The organism is Helicobacter apodemus, assembly GCF_000765745.2.
GTDB classification, from domain to species: Bacteria; Campylobacterota; Campylobacteria; order Campylobacterales; family Helicobacteraceae; genus Helicobacter_D; species Helicobacter_D apodemus.
The window spans coordinates 46,992-68,630 of sequence record NZ_JRPC02000007.1; the positions used below are offsets into that span (position 1 = coordinate 46,992).

The following is a 21,639-nucleotide window of genomic DNA, read 5'->3' on the forward strand; positions in this document are numbered from 1 at the left end:
CCCTTAAGTAGTGAAATCTTGTTTTAAATCTTGATATTTTGCAGGAAGTTTCATCCAAGTTTTAGCGGATTTTTTAGTAATTTCTAAGGTGGCGTCCATTCCTCCTGCAAGTGAGAAAAGCCAAAATTTATGTGCATAGAGCCAATCAATTTGTTTAACTTGCCTATCAATAGCAGTTCTCATTGGACGCGTAGCGATTTTTGCAAATTCTAATTCTTGATGCACAATGTAAGATTGCACCGCATCAGAAAATATTTTAATAAATTTATCCTCTAAAAAGAGATTTTTTATATCATCAATTTCTTCCAATAACTTATCCATTTTTTTAAAATTGATTTTTTCTAATTTATTTTTTTTATTTAATTGCTCTAATTCTTCTGTCATTTGCATCACTTTTAAAAAGATCTTTTCAACAACTTTTTTCTTTTTATAGCCATAATCTAAAAAATCTTTAATTTTAGCTTTAATAAGTTTCTCGTTAGCTTTGATCTGTTCTTTTGTTGGGGGTTTTAAAGAAATTCTTTTTTTCTTATTTTTAGGAAGTAGTTTTAAGGCTTCTTTAAAGGGTATTTCTTTAGTTCCTTGGATTCTAGCTCCACCTTCTGTTGCGTTGATAATCTCTAATTCATAGGGGGTTTCTGCAATATCTTTTTCAAAAAAGTTTAAAAACATTTTCCACACAGGAGTGGTTTCTACATATCCATCTCCTCCATAAGCTGGAATAAGGAGTTTTTCTGAAATATTTTCTTTTTGTTGGTATTGCTCCTCTTTTTCACCAAAGAGAGAGTTTTTAGAATGTGTTTTTCCCTCGGGTGAAAATGATAAATCTTGCCCTATAAAGATACATCGTTCAAATCGTGCTAATACAACAATTTCATAAGCCATATTTGCCGCACTCATACCAATCCCTGCATAACCATATTCTTTTAAATCAAAGAAACGGGTATAACCAAAGGGACGCATACTATAAGTTTTGATACCCTGTGTAATGGCATTGGTAGTGGCACTATCAACAATACTTGTAATGGCAAAAATAATATCTTTTTGGGATTGTGGCGGTGTTTTACGATAAAAATCCGCAGTTAGCTCTACTCTTTCTAGGGTTGTTACAACATCGGGTTTAATGCCATATTTGGTTAAAATCGGATAAGAGGCATCCACACTTATAATAGTGATATAAGGGGCATATTCTTTTAAAAGGGGTAATTGTTTATGGAGTGAAGGTCCTGTTGAAACAATTATTGCGGTATTAGTATTTTTGATATTATCAAGTAGCTCTCTAAAAGAGGGTGTGGTAATAAGCTCTGGAAGATTTAAAATATGGTGGTTTAATCCAATAAGTGCATCTGTTGAATCATTCCCTACAGAAATCACATGATGTTCAAAACTTCTTGTGATAATAGCGTTAATATCAAGGCATTCTTGAGAATATCTGCCATAATAGCTATTAAAAATATGTAAGTTATAAATCTTAGAATAAATCCATTGCCCATCTTTTACTAGATATTGGTCTAAAACTCCAAAATTGCTTGTTTTTGTCCAAAAAATCATTAATTTTTCACTTAAGATTTCTTCTTCAAAATCTGCAAAATTTAGTGCGATATAAAGCATTTCTAATTCCGGTTCAAAAATAAAAATTTTTTGAATATTTTTCTCGTGGAGTAAAAGTTTAAAAAAGATTCCATTTCCAATACCAAAAAAATACAAAAAAGGATAAAGTTTAAAGGGTTCAAACTCTTGTATTTTTTCTTGTGTTTCTACCAAAGGTTCTTTATGAAAAAGAGCAATTTTATTTTCTTTATCATAAATATTAATATTAAGGGGGTCTTTACCGATATAAACCTCATATTTTTTATTGGGTTCTAAGATTTCAAGCTGGGCTGCTAGGAGTGGATTTTTTTGATAAAGAGCTTTAAGGTTTTTTTCAAATCTTGGGTTGAGATATTTAGTCATAGGAATCCTTGGGTAGGGCGTCTAAGCTCAAAAGAGCTTAGGAGTTATTGTAAGAGTCTAAGAACATTTTGTTGTACTTGGTTAGCCTGTGCCATCGCGAAATTTCCTGATTGTGCTAGGATATTTGTTTTTGAGAAATTCGATGATTCTTCTGCAAAGTCTGTATCACGGATTTGAGATTCTGCTGCTTTAACATTAACTTGCGTTACGGTGATGTTATTAATAGTTACGACAAGTTGTTGTTGCACTGAACCTAAATCCGCACGAATTTTGTCTAAATGTTCTTGTGCAGATTGTGCCATATCCATAACCGCCATTGCTCCTACTAAGCTTGTAACTCCTGCTCCAATCCCATTAGCATTGACTACCCCCATAGAGGTATTAGCATTAGCTCCAATAGCCGAAGCGACATTGGCATTAAATTCCCCATTAACGCTTCTTAGATTAACCGTATATTGGGCTAATCCTGAATTTTGTTGAATATTTGCTGCACCAGAGTGAAGACCTACTTGGGAGAAATTTGTTCCAGAGACTAGAATATCTCTAGCGTTTAAACGAATAAGCGTTAAACGACCAACGATAGCGTGAGTTGTCCCTGAAATACCGGCAAATGAGCCTCCACCAATGATGGAAGAACCACTTGTTGCTCGCATAGAAATGGCTCTACCATCTCTACTTGTAAGTTGTAAAGCTCCAGAGATGCTTAAAGAGGCTTGAACGCCTGTTCTTTCTTTTTGGGCGTTAATGGCATTAATTAACCTTCCATCATTATCATTTTTTTGAACATCATTAATATCCCCAATGGCAACTCCATTAATCACTAATCCTCTAATAGTCCCTGAACCAATAGCTTGTGCTCCTTGTCCTATAACTTTATGGGAAGCCCTAACGCCTAAAACATCCGAGTTTTTATTGATAGCTTCTGCTAAAGCCCCAATACCTGTTCCAGCACTTGTAGAAATCTTTATAGATTCTATAGAGTAATTATTAGTTCCATCAGTATTGAGGAATTTTAATGTAACTTCATTAAGGCTGCCCGCACCCGCACTTACAGACATTTCCGCTGCTGTTTCATAGCGAACATGCCCTATTTTGTGGGATTGTGTTGGTTGAATAGAAGCTTTGACGGTTGTATTAGAATACGCCCCAATTTGGAATTCTTTATTAGTAAAAGCACCAGAGAGCATTTGCTGACCATTGAAGCTTGTAGTATTTGCGATATTGTCTAATTCTTCTAACAGACGTAAAATATCACTTTGAAGAGCGTTTCTTGTAGTGGTGGTTTGACCATCTTGAGCTGCTTGTGTAGCTTTGGCTTTAATGGTATCTAGAATCTTGATTTGCTCATCCATAGCCTTATCGGCAGTTTGAATCATACCAATGGCATCATTAGCATTTCTTGTTGCCTGTCCTAATGCTGATGCTTGAGAACGTAAGCTATCAGCAATTGCCATACCTGAAGCATCATCGGCTGCTTTATTGATTCTTAAACCGGTGCTTAATTTTTCAAGTGCTTCTGACATATTTCTGTTATTAACAATACCAGATGTATGTGCATTGAGTGCATTAACATTTGTATTTATCCTAAAACTCATTGTGCATCCTTTGCAAAAATATTTTTCAAAGACATAATAAGCAATAGCCATTCCATTTTTTATTTTATTTCTATTTTTAAGCTATTGGTGGGATAATTATGAGAGTTGACAAGAAGAAGTTTTAAGAAATTAAGAATTAAAGGAAGCATTATTAAAGTTTTGTTACAATATCTCAATTTTTACTAAAAATACAAAAATGGCAAGATTATCAATGCAAACACAAGAAATTCTCACTCGCTTAGAGGTAGCAACGAACAAACAAGAGTTAAAAGAAATCTCAATGCTTATTCGTGCATTTGGGCAAGAATGGCAAAAAACATTAGATGTGGCAAAAAAAACGGAAATTATTACTCTTTTGCGGAATAAAGCTTTAGAAATAGTTTTATTAAAAGGTGATGTTTTAGAGAGAGATTTATTATGGGCTTATGGAATCTTTGATGAGGCTCTAAGGGATGAGAGATTTGATAAATATATACAAATGTGTATCACTTATATAAGGGATACGAGCTTATCAGATTATGAGCGGCTTTTATTTATAGATTTTTTAAGTGTTGCTTATTTGCTTAATGGACAAAGGGAGAAAGCCATAGAGAGCTTTTTTTCTAATATTATTTATTTAAGTATTCGTGAAAACTATATGATAGAACTAGACCCTTTTGTTACAAGCTTTTTATTTTATTATGAAGTTCCCATTGATTGGATTTTAAAAATACAAAGAGAAGCCTTAGAAGGGGAGTATTATTGGAGTTTAGATGATTTGCATAAAAAAAGTGTGTTTTTATGGAGTATGCATTGTTTTTGGAATGTGAAACATTATTTAAATAATCTTAAATGGGTAGATAATTATCCTTGCTGGTTAGGAACTTTAAAAAAGTTTTTAGAGATGGGGAATCTTGATTTAGCGATGTATATGGAGTTTTATATTTACCATAAATTTGGAAATTCCGCACAAAATCAAGAGGATTGGCAACAATATAATGATGAGGTTATAAAACTTATTGAACCTTATTTTGTAGAATATGGTAAAACTTTGCCACAATGTAAAGAAAAAATCGATAATAGCAAGGGCAGAAAGATTCGCATTGGGATCTTAAAAGATAGAATTGTAGAAAATTCTCCTTATAAGGTGGAATATTCTTTATGTAAGGCATTAATGCAAGATGAAGCTTTTAGGGGAAAATATGAGATCGTTATTTTTTCTATGTCTTATATCCAAAAAAGCCAAGATTCTTTATCCATTATGCAAAGTTTTTGTGAAATAGGTATCCCCGTAATCTCCCCTGCTTTTAAGCTTGTTGGCGAATATACTTATTATTACTCCCATTTGCAAAGGGCTATGCTTTTAAGACAAGCTATTCTTGATGAGGGGATTGATATTTTAATCTCTACGGTGGGTATGGACGCTAGTGATTTTTTATTTGCTACTAGAAGTGCGCCTAAGCAAATTTTTTGGAGTCATGGTAATGGTAGATATGATATAGTGGGTATTGATGAGAGAATGACCCATTGTGCTTTAGATGGAACCTATAAATTTGATTTAATTGCTGTGCCTATGGATAGAGACAAGTTTTATAATCCTCCACGAACCAAAGAGGCAATAGATGCAGAAAAAGCTAAATATCCTATTGCAAGAGATACCATAGTGCTTGGAGTTATTGGAAGGCTTGTAAAGGTCGATAGTGATAGATATTTGCAATGTATCGCTGAAGTGATGAAAGAGCATCCTAATACTATTTTTATTGCAGCAGGCACAGGGAATATCCCAGTAATGAGAGAGAAAGTAGAAAAATTAGGTATTAGTGAGAGATTTTTTATGCCCGGCTTTGTAGATCCGCATATTTATGGGTATATTATTGATATATTTTGTGATACTTTTCCATTGGTACAAGGAGAGAGTTTAAGTGAATTTATGGCAAAAGGAAAGGCGTGGATATGCCTTGATTTAGGAGGATATTATGATAAATTTCAAGAGCAAAAATATCCTCAAGAGCTTGTAGATTTAAAATATTCTACTAAAGTTTTAACTTATATTAAAAATGTGGATGCAATAGATGAGAATTTAAAAAATTTCAGGGAATTATTGGATTTAGATGATATAGTATTACTTTACCATAAGAAAAACCGATCAGTATTATCAAAACTCCCAAAGTTAAAATGTGAAATTTTAGAGGTTGAAGATGATTGCAATGTTGAAATTTTAACGGATATAACTTTAGAAGTTAAGGAAAAGTCTCTTGATCTTGTTGGGGGTGCGTGGGTATTCGTCAAAAAACCTATTTTTAGGCTTTTACCTTATTATAAAGATAGTGAAATTTATAATGATCTTTATGCGGTATTTCTTCCTAAATATCCTGATATTTTTGAAGAAGATGGCGGTAATAGTGCAGGCGTATTCCGTCAAACTTTTGCTTATACCCCTCACCAATATATAGAGTTTTTATCCTCATTGATTGATAATTCTAAACTTAGGAATAAGATTGCAAAAGCTATTGCTATAGAGTTACAAGAACTGCATAGGGTTCAGCAAATATTTAGCACTAGAGATTTTCAGAATATTTTAAAATGAGATAAAAATATTTTCTTTTTTATTGAGAGTTATGGGTAGAGTTTAGAATATCCATAAAAGGTAGGGGATTTGTTTAGCAAATCCCTGGTGTTATTGGATTACTCCACAAGCTATTCTTGCTCCACCACCACCAAGTTTAGCTGGGTAGTCATGATGGTTATCTCCCCCAATATGCACCATTAAAGCATGATTTTTTAATTCTTCGAGTGTCTTGATTTTTGGTGATAAAACAGGATTGGTTGCTTTGCCATCTTTATCAACATAGAGTGCTGGTAAGTCTCCTTTGTGTCCTTTGTCGTCCCAAGGAAACGAATGCCCTCCTGTTTTTTTAGGATCCCAATGCCCTCCTGCTTTCAAGCCTAAGCCTTTTTCTGTTGCTCCGCAATCTGGTTTTTCATGTACATGGAAACCATGCAAACCAGGTTCTAAATTTGTTAGATTTGGATAGAATGCGACACCATATTTTGTTTGCACAGCTACAACTTCGCCTATTGGTGTACTTTCACTTTTATTGAGCATATCTAATTTGATAGTAATATGTTTAGAATCTTTTGGATTAAACATTTCTGTATTTTCTGCAAAGAGTAAAGTTGTTGCTGCCAAAGAGATAAAAATCATTTTTTTCATTAATAAATTCCTTATAGTCATATAATTTTAAAGCCGAAACTTTACAGAAAAATATATTAATTATTTCTGAAAATCTTGTTTTATTTCCTCTATTGAAATTTAAAATGATACATTTAGTAATATCTTAAAATATACAATAATAAAGAAGTTATTAATTTTAGCTATAGCTAAGGGGTGAATTTTAGAGACTAGTTGAGACTTATTTTTTGTAATTATATGGTATAATTAAAACTCTTGAAGTAAAATTATTATGAACTGTAGAGAGTATTTATTTAATATTTTCAACAGATATTAGGCGAGATATGATTCAATCTTTTCCTTCTCGTATTGTTTTAGAGCTTACTCCGCTTTGTAATCTTGCTTGTTTTATGTGTCCTAGACATTATATAGGCGATAAAGATGGATTTATGGAGGAAGGTCTTTTTAAAAAATTGATTGATGAAGTTGTTGTAGAGAACCCAAAAGCAACTATTCTTCCTTTTTGGAGGGGGGAGAGCTGTTTGCATAAGAAGTTTTCTATACTCTTACAATATGCTATAGACAAGGGTTTAAAGATACATTTATCTACCAACGGGCATTTTATGAGTAAGGAAAATTGTAAAATATTTTATCAATGTGAATTTATAACTTTTAGTATTCATACAGACATTGGATATAAAAATGCTTTGTCCCTAATAGAGAATAAGCCTAAAAATTGTCAAACGACTTTTCAAATCTCTTTTGTAGATACTGAAAAGACAACCAATAAATATCTTGATGAATGTGCTAGTAGCTCAATTTTACTCGGTTTTGATAGTATTAGATTGTATAAGCAACATACTATTGGTGGAGAGTTTGGAAAAACTCAAAAAGAGAGAGGCAAAAAGCGTCATTTTTGCCCAAAATTAGTGCATACTTTTGTTGTAAGCAGTGATGGGTATTTTAGTCGTTGTAATCATATTTGGGAAACTTGTAGAGAAATTAATTTGAATGAGGCTAGTATTAAAGAAGTGTGGCATAGTGAAGTTATGAAAAAAATACGAGAGGAATACCCAGATTCAAAATGCTTCCCTTGTGATCAGTGGAGTGGGCATACTTGTGGTGAGGTGTGGAATAAGAAAAATGGGCAAATAGTGCATAAAATTTTTAATTAATAAAATTAATACATAAAGTAGATTGATGATTAGTGTTTTGTATTTTTTTATGAATAATATAGCAATTCTCTTTCATTCCAAGTTATTGTATATCAAGAAAAGATTCTTGAGCTTTTTGTTGTACTATTGAGGATATTTATGTATGGATATACAGACCATAATTGTATCTTAAGTGAGTGGATGCAGAGACTAGTTTTTAGCAATCTACTGATGGAGTGTGGTTCTATTGCTACGAGTATTTTTAAAATTTTGTATTTTCTTAAAATCCTGTGTCGTATTATAGGATTAAATTGCTATAACAATAGGTATCGTGGGTATGTAATAAATGAAGTTTTTGTGAGTAATCAATGGATATTAGTTGATTCTGATAGAAAGATTTTTGTAGTGGATTTACAAAATCAATATTTATCTTTAAGAGATATTATTTTAAATGGTGGATTTTCTTCAAGTGAGTTTAAGTCTATATGTATAGGTAGTATTTCAAGTAGCGGTATGGCTTATCATATTATACAAAAGGGTTATTTGCAAAATGATGGTTTTTTCGCAGGATTTTATAGTTTAGAGTTTTCTAAAAACTTAAAGGATTGGTATAGTGAGTATAATGTGTTTATGAATTTAGAGAATCCTATCTATGAAATGTTTGTGTGATGATGTGCAAAATCCTTTTAAGAATCGCTATATTGAAGCAAGATGAGCGACAAAAGTCTTGCTGTTAAGATTTTACAAAAAAAGGAATTTTAATAAAATTTTATGGAGAAAAAATGAAGATCCCTATTAGTAAGCCTTACTTTGATGATGAAGAAGAGAAAATAATAATAAAGCCTTTGCAAAGCGGTTGGGTTGTGCAAGGTCCTTTTGTGAAAGAATTTGAAGAAAAATTTTCTGCCTATACAAAAATACCTTATGCAGTTGCTTCTAGTAATTGTACTACGGCTTTGCATTTGGGATTGATAGCATTGGGAATTAAAAGGGGTGATAAGGTAATAGTCCCTTCTTTTACTTATGTAGCTTCTGCAAATGCTATCGAATATGTTGGGGCTACTCCAATTTTTTGTGATATTGATTTAAGAAGTTTTAATTTGGATATTCAAAAGCTTGAAGATATTGTTGTTAATAACAATGATATCAAGGCTATAATGCCTGTGCATCTTTTTGGATTATGTGCAAATATGCCTAAAATTATGGAGTTAGCTAAGGAATACAAGCTAAAAGTTATTGAAGATTGTGCCTGTGGTTTTGATTCTTGGATTGGGACGAAACATGGCGGAAGTTTTGGTGATTGTGGTTGTTTTAGTTTTCATCCTAGAAAAGCAATTAGCACAGGTGAAGGAGGAATGCTAGTTACTGGTATTCAAACTCTTGCAGAAAAAGTAAGATGTTTAAGAGATCATGGAGCAAGTAAATCAGACTTAGAGAGACATCTTCAAGAAGGTGGTTCTTTACTTCCTAATTTTAATATCTTAGGTTACAATTATAGGCTTACTGATATGCAGGGGGCTTTGGGTGTAACACAAATGAATAAAGCACAAAAGATTATGCAAGCTAGAAGAAAAATCGCACAATGGTATAATGAAGCTTTAGCCGATTTTCCTTTATTGCTTTTGCCGCAAACGCCAGAAAATTTTAAACACAGCTATCAAAGTTATGTAGTTCTTTTTTCCCCTTCTTATGAGGGATTAACCTTAGAAATGATTGCTAAATATAATAAAAAAAGAAATATTTTTATGCAAAAATTAGAATCTTTAGGGATTTCTACAAGACAAGGTACGCACGCAGTGCATACCTTAAAATATTATTGTGATAAATATTATTTTAAAGAAGATGATTACTTGACTTCTTTAGCGGCTGATAGGCTCTCTATATCTTTACCATTGTATCCACAAATGAGTGAGAGTGAGTTTGATTATTTAATAAATTCATTCAAAAAGGTATTTGGTTAATGTGTGGCGTTGTTGGAGTGGTTTCTTTAAAGCACAAAACTATTAAAACCAATAATCTTGTAAAAATGGTTAATTTACTTAAGCACAGAGGTCCAGATGATGCAGGTTATTTATTTTTTCATACAGGATTGCATCATAGTTCAAAAATTTCTTTTTATCAGGCTTTTAGTGATGAGAAGTTTAAAACTCTTTCTCCCCTTTTGCCTCCTATTCAGGAAGCTATGAGTATTAAAGAGATTAATGCTCACGATTGGGATATTTTTCTTGGGCATCGTAGATTATCTATTATTGATACGACTCCTGCAGGGCATCAGCCAATGAGTGATTTGTCTAAAAATCTTTGGGTGAGTTATAATGGAGAAATTTATAATTTTAAAGAAATTCGCACAGAGTTAGAGCAATTGGGTTACCAATTTTATACGCAAAGTGATACAGAAGTTATTATTTATGCCTATGCCAAATGGGGGATTGAGTGTATTAATAAGTTTAATGGAATGTTTGCTTTAGCACTTTATGATAATTTTGCTAAGAAGTTTTTTTTAATACGTGATAGATATGGAATTAAACCCCTTTATTATCAATTAGATAATGAAAACAATTTAATCTTTGCTAGTGAGAATAAGGCTATTTTAGCTTATTGTGAGAGTAATCCACAAGTAGATTGTGAAGCACTTTTGGAATATTTTACTTTTCAAAATATTTTTACTAATAAAACTTTTTTTACGGATATTAAATTACTTGAAGCAGGACATTATTTAGAGATTGATTTGCGATCAAAAACTTTGATAAAAAAATGTTATTGGGATTTTTGTTTTGAGAGTTGTTGGAATTTAAAGGATGAGAGAGAGTATATTGTTGAGCTAGAGCGACTATTTATTTCGGCTATTAAAAGGCAGTTACAAGCCGATGTCTTAGTTGGGGGTTATTTAAGTGGAGGTATTGATAGCAGTAGTATTTGTGGAGTTGCTTCAAGGTTTTTACCTTATTTAAATACTTTTTCTATTGGTTTTGATTTAACCTCTGCAAGAGGGATAGAACTTGGCTTTGATGAAAGGGAGATTAGCGAATACCTTTCTTACTTGTTTAAAACAGAGCATTATGAGATGGTATTAAAAAGTGGTGATATGGAGAGATGTTTAAGGGATTTTACTTATCATTTAGAAGAACCTAGAGTTGGGCAGAGTTATCCAAATTTCTATGCAGCGAAATTAGCGAGTAAGTTTGTGGGTGTTGTGCTATCTGGTTGTGGTGGAGATGAGTTATTTGGGGGATATCCTTGGAGATATTATAGAGGGATAAAAAATAAAGATTTTAAACATTATGTTGAAGAATATTATCTTTTTTGGCAAAGACTTGTTCCTAATAGTCAATTAAAAAAGCTTTTTGCTCCTATTGCTAATAAAGTTAATAGTGTATGGACAAGAGATATTTTTGAAAATATCTTAAAAGGAGCAAATGTTAATCCCTCTTGCGAAGAAGAGTATATTAATAATTCCTTATATTTTGAATCAAAGACTTTTTTGCACGGGCTTTTAATGGTGGAAGATAAACTCTCTATGGCACATTCTTTAGAGGTTAGAGTTCCATTTTTGGATAATGATTTGGTGGATTTTGCACAAAAGATTCCTTTATCGTTGAAATTGTCAAATTTTGAGGATGTAAAGAAGATAGATGAAAATAATTTAATGCAAAAAAGACAAAATCGCTTTTTGCAAACTAAAAATAATAAAATGATTTTTAGAAAAATGGCTAGTGCGTTTATACCAAAAGAAGTTGTAGAAGGGGCAAAAAAAGGCTTCTCTAGCCCAGATGGAAGTTGGTTTAGTGGAGAGAGTATAGATTTTGTTAAACAGAAGTTATTTTGTAAGGATTCTTTAATATTCCATTATTTAGATTATAAAACTTGTTATAATTTAATTAATGACCATTTAGAAGGAAAGCAGAATTATCGTTTGCTTATTTGGTCTTTATTGAATTTTAATGAATGGTGTCAAATTCATTTAGGAGAATATAATGCTTGAGGATATTTTTAGGGACAAGGTAGTTTTTAATGGGAACTTTGTTAATTTGCTTGATGGGATTAAAGAATATAATCAATTGCAAACTGCAGATGTTTTTAGTGAAAAGTGGGTAACTTACAATAAGGATGTGAAAGAAAAGGAGCAGCAAGTCTTATGGGATTTTCAAAAGCAATGGTATCTAAAGCTTTATGGATTTAAGGATGAGCAAGATTTAGCATCTTTTTTGCAACAACAATCTATAGTTTTTGATGCTGGTTGTGGATTGGGTTATCTTTGTGAATGGTTTGCATCTTTAGCACCACAAACGCTTATTATTGGAATGGATATTTCTGATGCCATTAGTGTCGCAGCACAGAAATATAAAAGCATTCCTAATATTTATTTTATCAAAGGGGATATTGCTAATACACCTTTTAAAGACGGGGTGATTGATTATGTAAGTTGTCACGCAGTTATTATGCATACACAAAAGCCCGAAGCAACCTTTTGTGAGCTTTCACGAATATTAAAAGAATCTAATGCTAGTCGGGGGGGGGGGCATTTTGCTTGTTATGTTTATGCCAAGAAAGCCTTGCCGCGTGAGTTAGTGGATGATTATTTTAGAGTTAAATGTAAAGAACTTTCTTATCAGGAATTAAGAGATATGAGTGAGCAATTAAGTGAGCTTGGGAAGAGATTACAAGCATTGAAGGTGGAGTTTGAATCTCCAGCAATTCCATTACTTGGTATCAAAGGAGGGAAATACGATATACAGCGATTTATTTATTGGAATTTTTTAAAATGTTTTTATAATGAGGAATTAGGTTGGGATACTTCGGTAATAACAAATTTTGATTGGTATTCACCAAGTAATGCTAAACGTTATACACAAGAGGAGTTTCAACAAATGGGAGTAGAGAATAATCTTGAATTATTGCATTTTCACGTCGAGGAGGCTTGTTTTGGAGCAAGATTTGCGAAATACTAGATTAAAAAAGATTTTAAGAATTTTTTCTTTTTTGCGATATCAGAAAAAAGTTGCTTATAATCGTGTTTTGCCTGTGAGTGAGTATTTTAATGATAGAATAACAAAGGCTAGAAATTTAGGTTGGGGAGAGGGAAGTAGCTGTTATGATAATGTATATATTTTTGGAGATGTAAAAGTGGGAAAGAATACCTTTGTGGGACCTTTTTGCATCTTAGATGGGAGTGGAGGATTAGAGATTGGAAGTTTTTGTTCTATTTCTGCTGGAGTACATATTTATACGCATAATAGTGTGAAATGGGCTTTTAGTGGGGGAGAAAAATCTTATGAATATGATCTTGTTGTCATTGAAGATCATTGCTATATAGGTCCAAATGTTGTAATAACACAGGGTGTCAGAATCTCTAAAGGAGCAGTTGTTGGGGCGTGCAGTTTTGTAAATTGTGATGTTCCACCTTATACAAAAGTTGCTGGGATCCCAGCAAAAAAGATAGGAGAATCTAAAAATATGGAATGCAGAAATTTTAAAGAAGAGTTTAGCGGGGGGGGGGGCCAATCTAGTATTATTTATTTGTTCCCCTCTTGTAGCTTAGGGGGATTTTATGAAAGTGCCTAATTTTATTATCGGGGGTTCTTCAGCTAGTGGAACGAGCTTTCTTTATGAACTCCTCATTCAACATCCCGAAGTTTATTTACCAAAACAGAGGATCCCAGAACCCCATTATTATTATAAAAGTTGGGAATATGTTAAGGGGATAAAATGGTATTTAGATTATTATTTTAGTGATGTGACAGAGGATAAAATCGCAATAGGCGAACGTTCTTCTTCTTATCTCTATGGTGGTAGAGAAGTAGCACAAAGAATTGCTAAAGATTTTCCCAAGATGAAATTTGTTTTTATGTTAAGAAACCCGATACAAAGAGCGTGGGCAAATTATCGCTTCACTGCTTTGCAGGGCTTAGAAACTATGAGTTTTAAAGAGGCTCTTATTAATGAAAAGACAAGGATAAAGAATACTCAAGGCATTTGGAGAGAAATTGCTCCTTATGATTATACAGGAAGAGGATTTTATGCTAAACAACTCAAGGAATTTTTAGAATTTTTCCCAAAAGAACAAATTTTATGTATCAAATCTGAAGTTTTATCCAATGCTAATCTTGCTCCTTTAACTCAAGTTTATGAGTTTTTAGGATTAAAGAATAAGGGTTTTGTTCCCTCTTATGCTCCCAATCATACGAGTTTAAGTGTGGTTGATGTGAAATTACAAAAAGAGCTTAGAGCATATTTTGGGGATACAAACTTTATGCAGCTAATGAATTCTATCCGTAAAGAAGAAGTGATGCTTGAAAATGAAGCACAAAGAGAGAGATTTGTGCAATTAAAAAATAATATTAAAGATACAAAAGAGAGTATTCCCCAAGATTGTGTGGAATTACTCCAAGAAGTTTTTGGTGAAGATATTAAACTTTTGGCAAAACTTGTTGATTTTAATGTGAGTGATTGGTTAAATCCAATCTCCACACCTGCGGGGAGGGGGCAAATAGAGGTGTAGATACATACACTCTATTAGCTTGTAAAAATAGGGGGCTAATATGCAAATTAGCCTCTTAAATGCTACATTTACTTCAAAATATAATGACTTTTTGAATCGTTGTGATTGTGCTATGATGTATTATTCTCTATCCTTTAAGAGACTATCGGAGGATGTTTTAGAGTGTAAATCTCATTATTTAGTGGCAATTAATCAAGATAGGATTTGTGGGATTTTGCCCTTGATGCTAAGAGAGGGTAAATATGGTGAAGTTTTGAATTCTTTACCATTTTTTGGGAGTAATGGTGGAATCTTAGCGGATAATGATGAGGTAAGAAATAGGCTTTTAGAAGCTTATAAGGAGTATTCAAGAGATTTTGCAAGTTCTACTTATATCACCAATCCTTTAGAAGACTTAATCTTGCAAACTCACACTAAAGATGCTCAGATATGCTATACCCCCTTATTGCATGATTTTATTGATAGTAGGATTGGACAAATAACCCTTTTATTGCCAGAGCAGGAGTTGTTAAAAAGTTTTGCTGCAAGTGCTAGAAGGAATATAGCCAAAGCCCTTAGAAGTGGAGTTATTGTTAAGTTAAAGCAGGATTTTGAATTTCTTTATCAAACACATTTTAACAATATGGTAAGCATTAATGGTATCCCTAAGCCAAAAGAGTTTTTTAGCAGCCTTTTAAAGTGCTGTAATGACAAAGAGTATGAACTTTATGTGGCGGAATTTCAAGGAAGGGCTATTGCTGCACTTTTATGCTTTTATTACGGCAATGCAGTAGAATATTATACGCCTGCTTTACTTAGTGAATATCGCACATTACAAGCATTGCCTCTAATTATTTTTAGAGCAATGAATGAAGCGTATGATGGGGGATATAAATGGTGGAATTTTGGTGGCAATTGGGCATTACAAGATGGAGTATATAAATTTAAATCAAAGTTTGGTGCTTGTGATAGGATTTATTATTATACATTATTGAATAATAAAGATATTTTAAATTCTTCTAAAGATGAATTATTAGCGGAATATCCTTATTTTTATGTATTACCTTATTAAATATTTAGGAGAAAAGTATAGAATTAGAGAGAGTAAAAAACTGGTATAGTAATGCACTTAAAATATATGGCATTGATAGTAAGAGTGTGGGTTAGAAGTGTAAGGATTCGCAAAATTTGCGTTTTTCAAAACTTTTGCAGGTTTTACTTTATGAAGATAGGCTGCGGGGAAGGGGTGTCTATTAATGACTTAGGTTGTGGATATGGTGCTTTGTATGAGTTTATCAAGATGAATAATATATGTTTAAGTAAATATTTTGGTTATGATATATCTGAAGAGATGATAGAAGCAGCCAATGAATTTATATTGAATAATAATCAAGAAAAAGATTGCGAAATTTTTTTGGAAAATAGCAGTCTCATTACGCATTATGCAGATTATTCCATAACTTCTGGAATTTTTAATATGATTTTTGATGAGCAAGAATTATAATGGAGAGATTATATTTTAGCGGTTCTTCATAATATGAATGAGAAATCCTACAAAGGTTTTAGCTTTAACATGCTTACAGATAGGGTAGATTTAGAGGTGAAAATTTGTATTATGCTAACCCTTGTTATTATTTTGAAATTTGTAGAAAATATTTTTCTAAAAAAGTTGTTTTATTGCACGATTATCCTTTATTTGAATAGACAATATTAGTATTGAAGTAGGAAATTTTATGAATATTGCGTTTTTTTGCACAGGAAATGGCTCGTTTTTTAAGTTTATTTACCAATAGTTGTTATAGGTGATAGATGTGCACTTGCAACAAATATAACTATAATTGCAGATTCAAATCCTAATAATAGTATTTTAAAGGATTTAAAGAGTGTTAAAAATTGCATTTTTTCTAAGCCAGTAATTTTAGAATCAGATGTTTGGGTTGGCGCAAACGCTATAATTTTAGGTGGTGTTAGGATTGCAGAGGGTAGTATTATAGGAGCTGGTGCATTAGTAAATAAAGATACAGAACCTTATAGTGTTTATGCAGGAGTGCCTATAAGAAAACTTAGAGAATTAAAAAGGTAGTGAGAAAGGGTTTTTAAGGTATCATTGTCTAAAAATCTTCTTTGTTGTAAGATTAAAGATATTCAATTAATTCTAGGAAATTAAGGCTTAAGCTTGATATTTTTATTAAGAAAATCTTGATATAATGCTAAAGCGTAATGTTTTATAGGGAGAGAATTAAGTTTATGGATTTTGGATTAGTAAGTGAGATTAATCCCTCTATACCTCATTCTTTTTTAAAACCTTTTTTAACTTTTGATATTGATTGGGCAAGTGATGCGGTGCTAGAATATTGCATTGATATTTTAGAGCAGGCTAATGTCAGGGTAACTTGGTTTGCTACTCATCAAACCCCATTGCTTGATAGAATAAGAGAAAATCCATATTTTGAACTTGGCATACACCCTAATTTTAATCCTTTATTGGAGGGAAATTTTTGTTATGGGAATCATTATGCTAAAGTGCTTGAATATTATTTAAACATTGTTCCAGAGGCTAAGGTTATGCGTAGTCATTCTTTGGGAGTTTCTAGTAGAATCTTAATGGAAGCAAAGGTTATGGGAATAACGCACGATTGCAATCTTTGTATCCCAATAGTAGCGGGGGGGGGGGGGATTAATTGAGCCTTTTGTGAATTGGGATAAGCTTATTAGATGTCCCTACCATTGGGCAGATGATATAGCTTGTATGTATGAAGATAAAATTGATATTTGTAGTATCAGGGGAGATGACTATTTTATGTTTGGATTCCACCCTATTCATATTTTTTTAAATACTGCATCTTTAGAACAATATGAAAATGCTAAACCTTTTATGAAGGATACTCAAAAGTTAAGAGAAAAATGTGGGCATTCCTTAAATGGTGCTAAGAGTGTTTTAGAGAGGTTACTAGGGTGAAATATCTTTTTATTGATTCTATGTCTCGCACGGGAACTTCTTTGCTTTATCAGTTGCTTTTTGGGCATAAGGAGATTTATTTTGCTCCTTTTAGAATCCAATTTGTTTGCTCAAAACCTTTTGGATTTCCTTTAAATACCACAACAATGGATATGGATAAGGAAACCTTTTTTAATACCTTGATGCATAAAACGACCATTGTTAATAAAAAAGGGTCGTGGCCAAATATATCTTCAGAAACTTTAGCAAAATTATTTCCCCACAAGTTAGATACTAAGAATTTTGTCTTAGGTGATACTCCTTTGGAAAGTGCTATTAAGACTATTCATAATGTCTTAGATTTAGAATTTCCAGCTAAAGCACATTATTATTGCTTACACGATGATCATTCTTATATGCTTAGTAGCCAGATATTTTTACAATATGACTGTAAAATACTAACCACGCTTAGAAATCCTATTGATATGATAGCTTCTAAGAAGAATATGCTTGTAATGTATGTTTATGGACAAAAAAGTCCTCATAATTTTTTATTAAAGAAACAAGTTTTAAGTGATGAAACATTAAGAGCTGTTTTTTCTTGGTGGGTAGCAAGTTATGAGAGAGAAAAAAAGCATTCTATTATTTTTTCCTCACTTAAAGATAAACAAACGCGGACTAAAGCAATGCAAAAAGTCGCTAAGTATTTAAATATAGCCTATGATAGTATTTTAGAAAGTGAAAAAATAGAGATTAACACAAAAAGCTATTATAATGAGCTTTTAGCCAATGGAAGCTCTATAAGCACCATTGAATATCTTAGTAAAGGAGAAATTAAACAACAAATTAGCAATAAAAGCGATTCCCTTACATTAGGGGAATTAGAATATCTTCAAGAGATATTATCTAATGAAGTGGAATTTTTAAGTTTAGATTCTTGGAGGGCATTACAAGATGTCCGCTTAGAATCTTGGATTAAACTTTATCAAACTAAAAAATATAAGGAATTATTTATGCAGTATAGTGCTTTAAATTATGGTCGAGTAAATGCTAAAGACGCATTTGAAGTAGCGGGGAGGGGGGCATTTATAGACTATTAATTACTTCTTCCTATAAGGAGTGTGTATGAGAGTGGCACTCATAGGAAGAACGGAAATAATGTATGAATTAGTCAATGTTTTAAGAGAAAATGGACACACAATAGGTTTAATTAGCACCTCAAAAGAAGCTCCAGAACATACGAAAACTGCAAGAGATTTTGAAGAGTTAGCCCCAAAAAATTAAATATCCCTTACCTTTATCTTTATGCCCCAAGAATTTCTACACAAGAAAAAGTAGCATTTATCAAAAACTTAGAAAGTATGGATATTGCTATTAGTGTTAATCATACTTCTATTGTGGAGGATTGTATTATTGATTTATTTTCTTATGGAATATTAAATATTCACGGAGGGGACTTACCAAGGTATAGAGGAAATACTTGTCAAGCTTGGGCGATTATTAATGCAGAAAAAAATAGGTTTATGTGTGCATAAGATGCAAGGTGGCAGTTTAGATAGCGGAGATATTATTGTTAGAGAATATTTGCCTATTAATATCAATACCAAAGTAACGGAATGTTGGGAGTGGATAACACAAAGAGCCTCACCTATGTTTTTGGAAGCTTTGCGGCTTTTAGAGCAAGATAAAGACTATGTTTTACAAAAGCAATCGACTAATCCTAAAGATATTTTAAGGTGTTATCCGAGAAAACCAGAAGATGGAAGGATTGATTGGAGTGCTAGTAATGAATCTATTTTGCGTTTAATTAATGCTAGCAATTATCCTTACGCCGGAGCTTTTTGTTTTTATAAAGATAAAAAGTTAATTATTTGGGAGGCAGAACTTTATAGTGATAATGAGCATTATTTGACTCAAAATGGGCAAGTTTGCTTATGGAATGATTTGGGTGTAGTTGTTATTTGTGGTCAAGGAAAAATAAGGATTAAAGAAATCGAATATGAGTGCGGGGGAGGGAGAATTAAAGCCCATACTTTGCTACATTCTATCCGAGATAGGTTGTGTTAAGGAGGCTTTGTGCTAAAGGATGTTTGGATACAAGGAATGCCTCCTAAGGAAAGAGGATTTATAAGGCGATGTTATGGTGGTGGGTTAGCAAAGTATAGTGAAAGGTTAAAGAGAATTGCGTTAGTGGGAGTAGATACTAAGGTGCTTGATTGTGGTTGTGGATATGGTCAATGGAGTTTAGCTTTAGCAAAGCATAATAAATTAGTTTATGGAATAGATATTCAAGAAAAACGCATACAAATAGCCCAAAGAATTGGTAAAGAGTTGTTGGTAGATAATGTGTTATTCCAAGTGGCAAGTGCTGAAGATTTGCCTTTTAGGGATAATATTTTTGACTTTGTTTTTTGCTATTCTGTAATTTATATGATAGATTGGAAGAGGGCTTTGCAAGAGATTTTTAGAGTTCTGCGGGGGGGGGGGGATAATATATTTATGTAGTAATGATAGGGGCTGGTATTATAATTTAATCATTAATGAGCCTAATAAAACTTTAGATTATAACCCAAGAGAGTTAGGCATTAGTGCATTTGTTAATGAATACCGTTATGCACAAAATGAGCATTTCTATGGGGATAGAGTTGTGCCATTAGAGCAGGTTTTAGAGTTTTTGCAAACTCGTGGTGCGGAGATATTAGCTTTTGGTAGTGAGGGATGTTGTATTTATGAAAATGGTCGATATAGTGTAGATACAGACTTAAAAGGATTATTTTTAGGAGAATGTGGAGTTTATGAAATACTTGCAAGAAAAAGGTAAAATGTGGATTTAATAGCTATTTTGTTGATTATGTGTTTAGGAAGTTTTTGCATATTTTTATTCATTGTTAAGAATATGGATTATCCTTATGGTGGAAGTGATCACGCCTATCATTTTAAGCTCATAAAATTTATTAAACAAAATAAGCATTATTTTGTCTCTAACTTTAACGCCTTTAATCAACACCTTGTTGTTTGTCCTCAACTTTATCATTGGATTTGTTCGTTTTTTAGTGATGAATTTTTATTACGTAAGGCGAATTGGATTGGCTACACATTAATGGGATTAATGATTCTTAGTTTTAATGGATTTATTTATCTTTGTGCATTTTATTTGGATTTAGAATTGAATTTTTTAGAAATTTTATTAGCTAATATTCTTTTTATTACCTTACCTATTATTTATGTGATATGGAATGCCAAATTTATGGGGCTTTCTGCTAGAGCTTTTGGGTTATTGCTAGTCTATGGGTATCTTTTTAGCTTATATTTTTATTTGCTCTTTGGGGGAGTAGAGTTATTTGTGGTGATTTTGCTACTGGTTTTTTGTTGTCTTTTAGGGAGTCAATTTGCCTATCAGTTTGTTTTATTTTCTAGTATTTTTATCGCTATTTTATCTTCAAGTTATGAGATATTGTTCTTGATACCACTTAGCGTTATTGTATTATTTATTTTTAATTATTCCTATGCTTTAAGTTTTTTTGCTACTCAATTCCATCATAAGCGGAATTATTCTAAATTTATGATAAAAGATTGTCATTTTAAAGCTCGTTTTAGTATTTGGAGGGATTTTGTTTATGATTTTTGGGTTAAAAAGGATAAGAATTATTTATTAAATAATCCCGTTTTTGAAGTGCTTATTGGGGCTTTTGCTGCTTGTTTGGTGTTAGTTGGTTATTGGTGGGTTGGGGATTCTTCTGAAAAAGAGATTTGGATAATGTATATTTTGTTGTCTTCAAGCTTTTTTGCATTTTTGGTTACTTCTTTAAGAGTTGCACGATTTTTAGGAGAGCCACAAAGGTATATTGAATTTGGAATCCCTTTTGCTAGTCTTTTATGTGTGCTTTTATTTCCTTTATGGGTGAATTTGCTTTTGATTGTTGGTAATATTTTGGTGCTTTTATGGTATATAAGAAATTCGCAATTTCATCGTCAGTTGCCAGAGCATATTAAGATACGTGAGGAATTAATCACTTATTTACAAAATAATTTTAATAAGGAGTATAGCCATTTATTAAGTAATGATCACGAGATCGCAAGGCATTTTTATATTACTTCCTATGAGCCACACATACCCAATTATTGTAAGTTTTATAGAAATAGAGAGGACTTTTTATCTAATTATTATCAAGGAGACTATCATAGAATTTCTCCACAATATCTTTTAGATGAGATGAAATTATGCCAAAAAGGCACATTAATTCTTTATACAAATTTATTGAAGTTTTATGATGAAAATGCTTTAATGCCAGGCTTAAGGGACATACAATTAACTCATCTTAAAAGTATCGGAAAATTTAAAATTTTTCAATTTCAGCCCAAGGATTAAC

At 32.3% G+C, this 21,639-nt stretch carries 23 protein-coding genes; 20 read left to right on the forward strand and 3 right to left on the reverse strand.

Going from position 1 to position 21,639, the window contains the following annotated elements; genetic code table 11:
- Window positions 1-3: 3 nt before the first annotated feature.
- Both LS72_RS03585 and LS72_RS03590 read right to left on the reverse strand, forming a co-directional pair.
- Window positions 4-1,953: a motility associated factor glycosyltransferase family protein gene (locus tag LS72_RS03585; RefSeq protein ID WP_138155035.1), complete on the reverse strand. Its 1,950-nt coding sequence runs from the start codon at window positions 1,951-1,953 to the stop codon at window positions 4-6.
- Between the two features lie 44 nt (window positions 1,954-1,997).
- Entirely contained in the window at window positions 1,998-3,548 is a 1,551-nt protein-coding gene (locus LS72_RS03590) for a flagellin B (protein WP_034554151.1), read from the reverse strand.
- A 196-nt stretch (window positions 3,549-3,744) separates the two neighbouring features.
- On the opposite strand from LS72_RS03590, the gene LS72_RS03595 reads away from it, so the two are divergent.
- Complete coding sequence (locus LS72_RS03595) at window positions 3,745-6,114, forward strand: glycosyltransferase family protein (protein ID WP_138155037.1); 2,370 nt, start codon at window positions 3,745-3,747, stop codon at window positions 6,112-6,114.
- Window positions 6,115-6,204: 90 nt separating this feature from the next.
- Here LS72_RS03595 and LS72_RS03600 read toward each other — a convergent pair whose 3' ends face one another.
- Window positions 6,205-6,741, reverse strand: coding sequence for a superoxide dismutase family protein (locus LS72_RS03600; protein ID WP_034554150.1), 537 nt, complete (start codon window positions 6,739-6,741; stop codon window positions 6,205-6,207).
- 302 nt (window positions 6,742-7,043) lie between these two features.
- Here LS72_RS03600 and LS72_RS03605 point away from each other — a divergent pair, with 302 nt between their 5' ends.
- The 19 genes from LS72_RS03605 (at window position 7,044) to LS72_RS03685 (ending at window position 21,638) form a co-directional block, all read left to right on the forward strand.
- Window positions 7,044-7,874 (forward strand): radical SAM/SPASM domain-containing protein, encoded by an 831-nt coding sequence (locus LS72_RS03605; protein ID WP_034554148.1) that lies wholly within the window; start codon window positions 7,044-7,046, stop codon window positions 7,872-7,874.
- Window positions 7,875-8,012: 138 nt separating this feature from the next.
- Window positions 8,013-8,522 carry a hypothetical protein gene (locus tag LS72_RS03610; RefSeq protein WP_034554147.1) on the forward strand — a complete coding sequence of 170 codons (510 nt, stop codon included), beginning with the start codon at window positions 8,013-8,015 and terminating at the stop codon, window positions 8,520-8,522.
- 113 nt (window positions 8,523-8,635) lie between these two features.
- Window positions 8,636-9,814, forward strand: coding sequence for a DegT/DnrJ/EryC1/StrS family aminotransferase (locus tag LS72_RS03615; protein ID WP_034554146.1), 1,179 nt, complete (start codon window positions 8,636-8,638; stop codon window positions 9,812-9,814).
- The gene (gene asnB, locus LS72_RS03620) at window positions 9,814-11,835 is read left to right on the forward strand and encodes an asparagine synthase (glutamine-hydrolyzing) (RefSeq protein ID WP_034554144.1); all 2,022 of its coding nucleotides are present in this window, start codon (window positions 9,814-9,816) and stop codon (window positions 11,833-11,835) included. Before LS72_RS03615 ends, asnB begins: the two co-directional genes overlap by 1 nt.
- Window positions 11,828-12,802, forward strand: a complete 975-nt coding sequence (locus tag LS72_RS03625) for a class I SAM-dependent methyltransferase (RefSeq protein WP_034554142.1) — start codon at window positions 11,828-11,830, stop codon at window positions 12,800-12,802. Before asnB ends, LS72_RS03625 begins: the two co-directional genes overlap by 8 nt.
- Window positions 12,803-12,833: 31 nt before the next feature.
- Window positions 12,834-13,415, forward strand: a complete 582-nt coding sequence (locus tag LS72_RS03630; protein ID WP_238700690.1) for an acyltransferase — start codon at window positions 12,834-12,836, stop codon at window positions 13,413-13,415.
- Window positions 13,402-14,352: a sulfotransferase family protein gene (locus LS72_RS03635; RefSeq protein ID WP_052087370.1), complete on the forward strand. Its 951-nt coding sequence runs from the start codon at window positions 13,402-13,404 to the stop codon at window positions 14,350-14,352. The genes LS72_RS03630 and LS72_RS03635 overlap by 14 nt, the downstream gene beginning before the upstream one ends.
- Before the next feature lie 40 nt (window positions 14,353-14,392).
- A complete protein-coding gene (locus tag LS72_RS03640; protein WP_034555048.1) occupies window positions 14,393-15,403 on the forward strand; it encodes a GNAT family N-acetyltransferase in 1,011 nt (336 codons plus the stop codon).
- A 150-nt stretch (window positions 15,404-15,553) separates the two neighbouring features.
- Entirely contained in the window at window positions 15,554-15,835 is a 282-nt protein-coding gene (locus LS72_RS03645) for a class I SAM-dependent methyltransferase (RefSeq protein WP_084590206.1), read from the forward strand.
- A 411-nt stretch (window positions 15,836-16,246) separates the two neighbouring features.
- Window positions 16,247-16,414: an acyltransferase gene (locus LS72_RS11350; protein ID WP_269149273.1), complete on the forward strand. Its 168-nt coding sequence runs from the start codon at window positions 16,247-16,249 to the stop codon at window positions 16,412-16,414.
- 164 nt (window positions 16,415-16,578) lie between these two features.
- Window positions 16,579-17,016: a polysaccharide deacetylase WbmS family protein gene (locus tag LS72_RS03655; protein WP_138155045.1), complete on the forward strand. Its 438-nt coding sequence runs from the start codon at window positions 16,579-16,581 to the stop codon at window positions 17,014-17,016.
- A 7-nt stretch (window positions 17,017-17,023) separates the two neighbouring features.
- The gene (locus LS72_RS03660) at window positions 17,024-17,290 is read left to right on the forward strand and encodes a polysaccharide deacetylase WbmS family protein (protein WP_138155048.1); all 267 of its coding nucleotides are present in this window, start codon (window positions 17,024-17,026) and stop codon (window positions 17,288-17,290) included.
- Entirely contained in the window at window positions 17,287-18,369 is a 1,083-nt protein-coding gene (locus LS72_RS03665) for a sulfotransferase family protein (protein ID WP_034555507.1), read from the forward strand. Before LS72_RS03660 ends, LS72_RS03665 begins: the two co-directional genes overlap by 4 nt.
- A 25-nt stretch (window positions 18,370-18,394) precedes the next feature.
- Entirely contained in the window at window positions 18,395-18,553 is a 159-nt protein-coding gene (locus tag LS72_RS10765) for a hypothetical protein (RefSeq protein ID WP_194145544.1), read from the forward strand.
- Between the two features lie 77 nt (window positions 18,554-18,630).
- Window positions 18,631-18,804 carry a formyl transferase gene (locus tag LS72_RS03670; protein WP_238700691.1) on the forward strand — a complete coding sequence of 58 codons (174 nt, stop codon included), beginning with the start codon at window positions 18,631-18,633 and terminating at the stop codon, window positions 18,802-18,804.
- On the forward strand, window positions 18,773-19,336 hold the full coding sequence (locus LS72_RS03675) for a hypothetical protein (RefSeq protein WP_084590213.1): 564 nt from the start codon (window positions 18,773-18,775) through the stop codon (window positions 19,334-19,336). Before LS72_RS03670 ends, LS72_RS03675 begins: the two co-directional genes overlap by 32 nt.
- 9 nt (window positions 19,337-19,345) lie before the next feature.
- Complete coding sequence (locus tag LS72_RS03680) at window positions 19,346-19,774, forward strand: class I SAM-dependent methyltransferase (RefSeq protein ID WP_138155050.1); 429 nt, start codon at window positions 19,346-19,348, stop codon at window positions 19,772-19,774.
- A 142-nt stretch (window positions 19,775-19,916) separates the two neighbouring features.
- On the forward strand, window positions 19,917-20,090 hold the full coding sequence (locus tag LS72_RS10770; RefSeq protein ID WP_194145545.1) for a hypothetical protein: 174 nt from the start codon (window positions 19,917-19,919) through the stop codon (window positions 20,088-20,090).
- Window positions 20,091-20,093: 3 nt separating this feature from the next.
- Window positions 20,094-21,638, forward strand: a complete 1,545-nt coding sequence (locus LS72_RS03685) for a hypothetical protein (protein ID WP_138155052.1) — start codon at window positions 20,094-20,096, stop codon at window positions 21,636-21,638.
- The last annotated feature ends 1 nt before the right edge of the window (window position 21,639 follow it).

What these genes read in the sequence shown, in the direction of transcription:
- LS72_RS03585 (WP_138155035.1), bottom strand. Translation starts at nt 1,953, where the DNA reads ATGACTAAATATCTCAACCCAAGATTTGAAAAAAACCTTAAAGCTCTT.
- LS72_RS03590 (WP_034554151.1), bottom strand. Translation starts at nt 3,548, where the DNA reads ATGAGTTTTAGGATAAATACAAATGTTAATGCACTCAATGCACATACA.
- LS72_RS03595 (WP_138155037.1), top strand. Translation starts at nt 3,745, where the DNA reads ATGGCAAGATTATCAATGCAAACACAAGAAATTCTCACTCGCTTAGAG.
- LS72_RS03600 (WP_034554150.1), bottom strand. Translation starts at nt 6,741, where the DNA reads ATGAAAAAAATGATTTTTATCTCTTTGGCAGCAACAACTTTACTCTTT.
- LS72_RS03605 (WP_034554148.1), top strand. Translation starts at nt 7,044, where the DNA reads ATGATTCAATCTTTTCCTTCTCGTATTGTTTTAGAGCTTACTCCGCTT.
- LS72_RS03610 (WP_034554147.1), top strand. Translation starts at nt 8,013, where the DNA reads ATGTATGGATATACAGACCATAATTGTATCTTAAGTGAGTGGATGCAG.
- LS72_RS03615 (WP_034554146.1), top strand. Translation starts at nt 8,636, where the DNA reads ATGAAGATCCCTATTAGTAAGCCTTACTTTGATGATGAAGAAGAGAAA.
- asnB (WP_034554144.1), top strand. Translation starts at nt 9,814, where the DNA reads ATGTGTGGCGTTGTTGGAGTGGTTTCTTTAAAGCACAAAACTATTAAA.
- LS72_RS03625 (WP_034554142.1), top strand. Translation starts at nt 11,828, where the DNA reads ATGCTTGAGGATATTTTTAGGGACAAGGTAGTTTTTAATGGGAACTTT.
- LS72_RS03635 (WP_052087370.1), top strand. Translation starts at nt 13,402, where the DNA reads ATGAAAGTGCCTAATTTTATTATCGGGGGTTCTTCAGCTAGTGGAACG.
- LS72_RS03640 (WP_034555048.1), top strand. Translation starts at nt 14,393, where the DNA reads ATGCAAATTAGCCTCTTAAATGCTACATTTACTTCAAAATATAATGAC.
- LS72_RS03645 (WP_084590206.1), top strand. Translation starts at nt 15,554, where the DNA reads ATGAAGATAGGCTGCGGGGAAGGGGTGTCTATTAATGACTTAGGTTGT.
- LS72_RS03655 (WP_138155045.1), top strand. Translation starts at nt 16,579, where the DNA reads ATGGATTTTGGATTAGTAAGTGAGATTAATCCCTCTATACCTCATTCT.
- LS72_RS10765 (WP_194145544.1), top strand. Translation starts at nt 18,395, where the DNA reads ATGAGAGTGGCACTCATAGGAAGAACGGAAATAATGTATGAATTAGTC.
- LS72_RS03670 (WP_238700691.1), top strand. Translation starts at nt 18,631, where the DNA reads ATGGATATTGCTATTAGTGTTAATCATACTTCTATTGTGGAGGATTGT.
- LS72_RS03675 (WP_084590213.1), top strand. Translation starts at nt 18,773, where the DNA reads ATGCAGAAAAAAATAGGTTTATGTGTGCATAAGATGCAAGGTGGCAGT.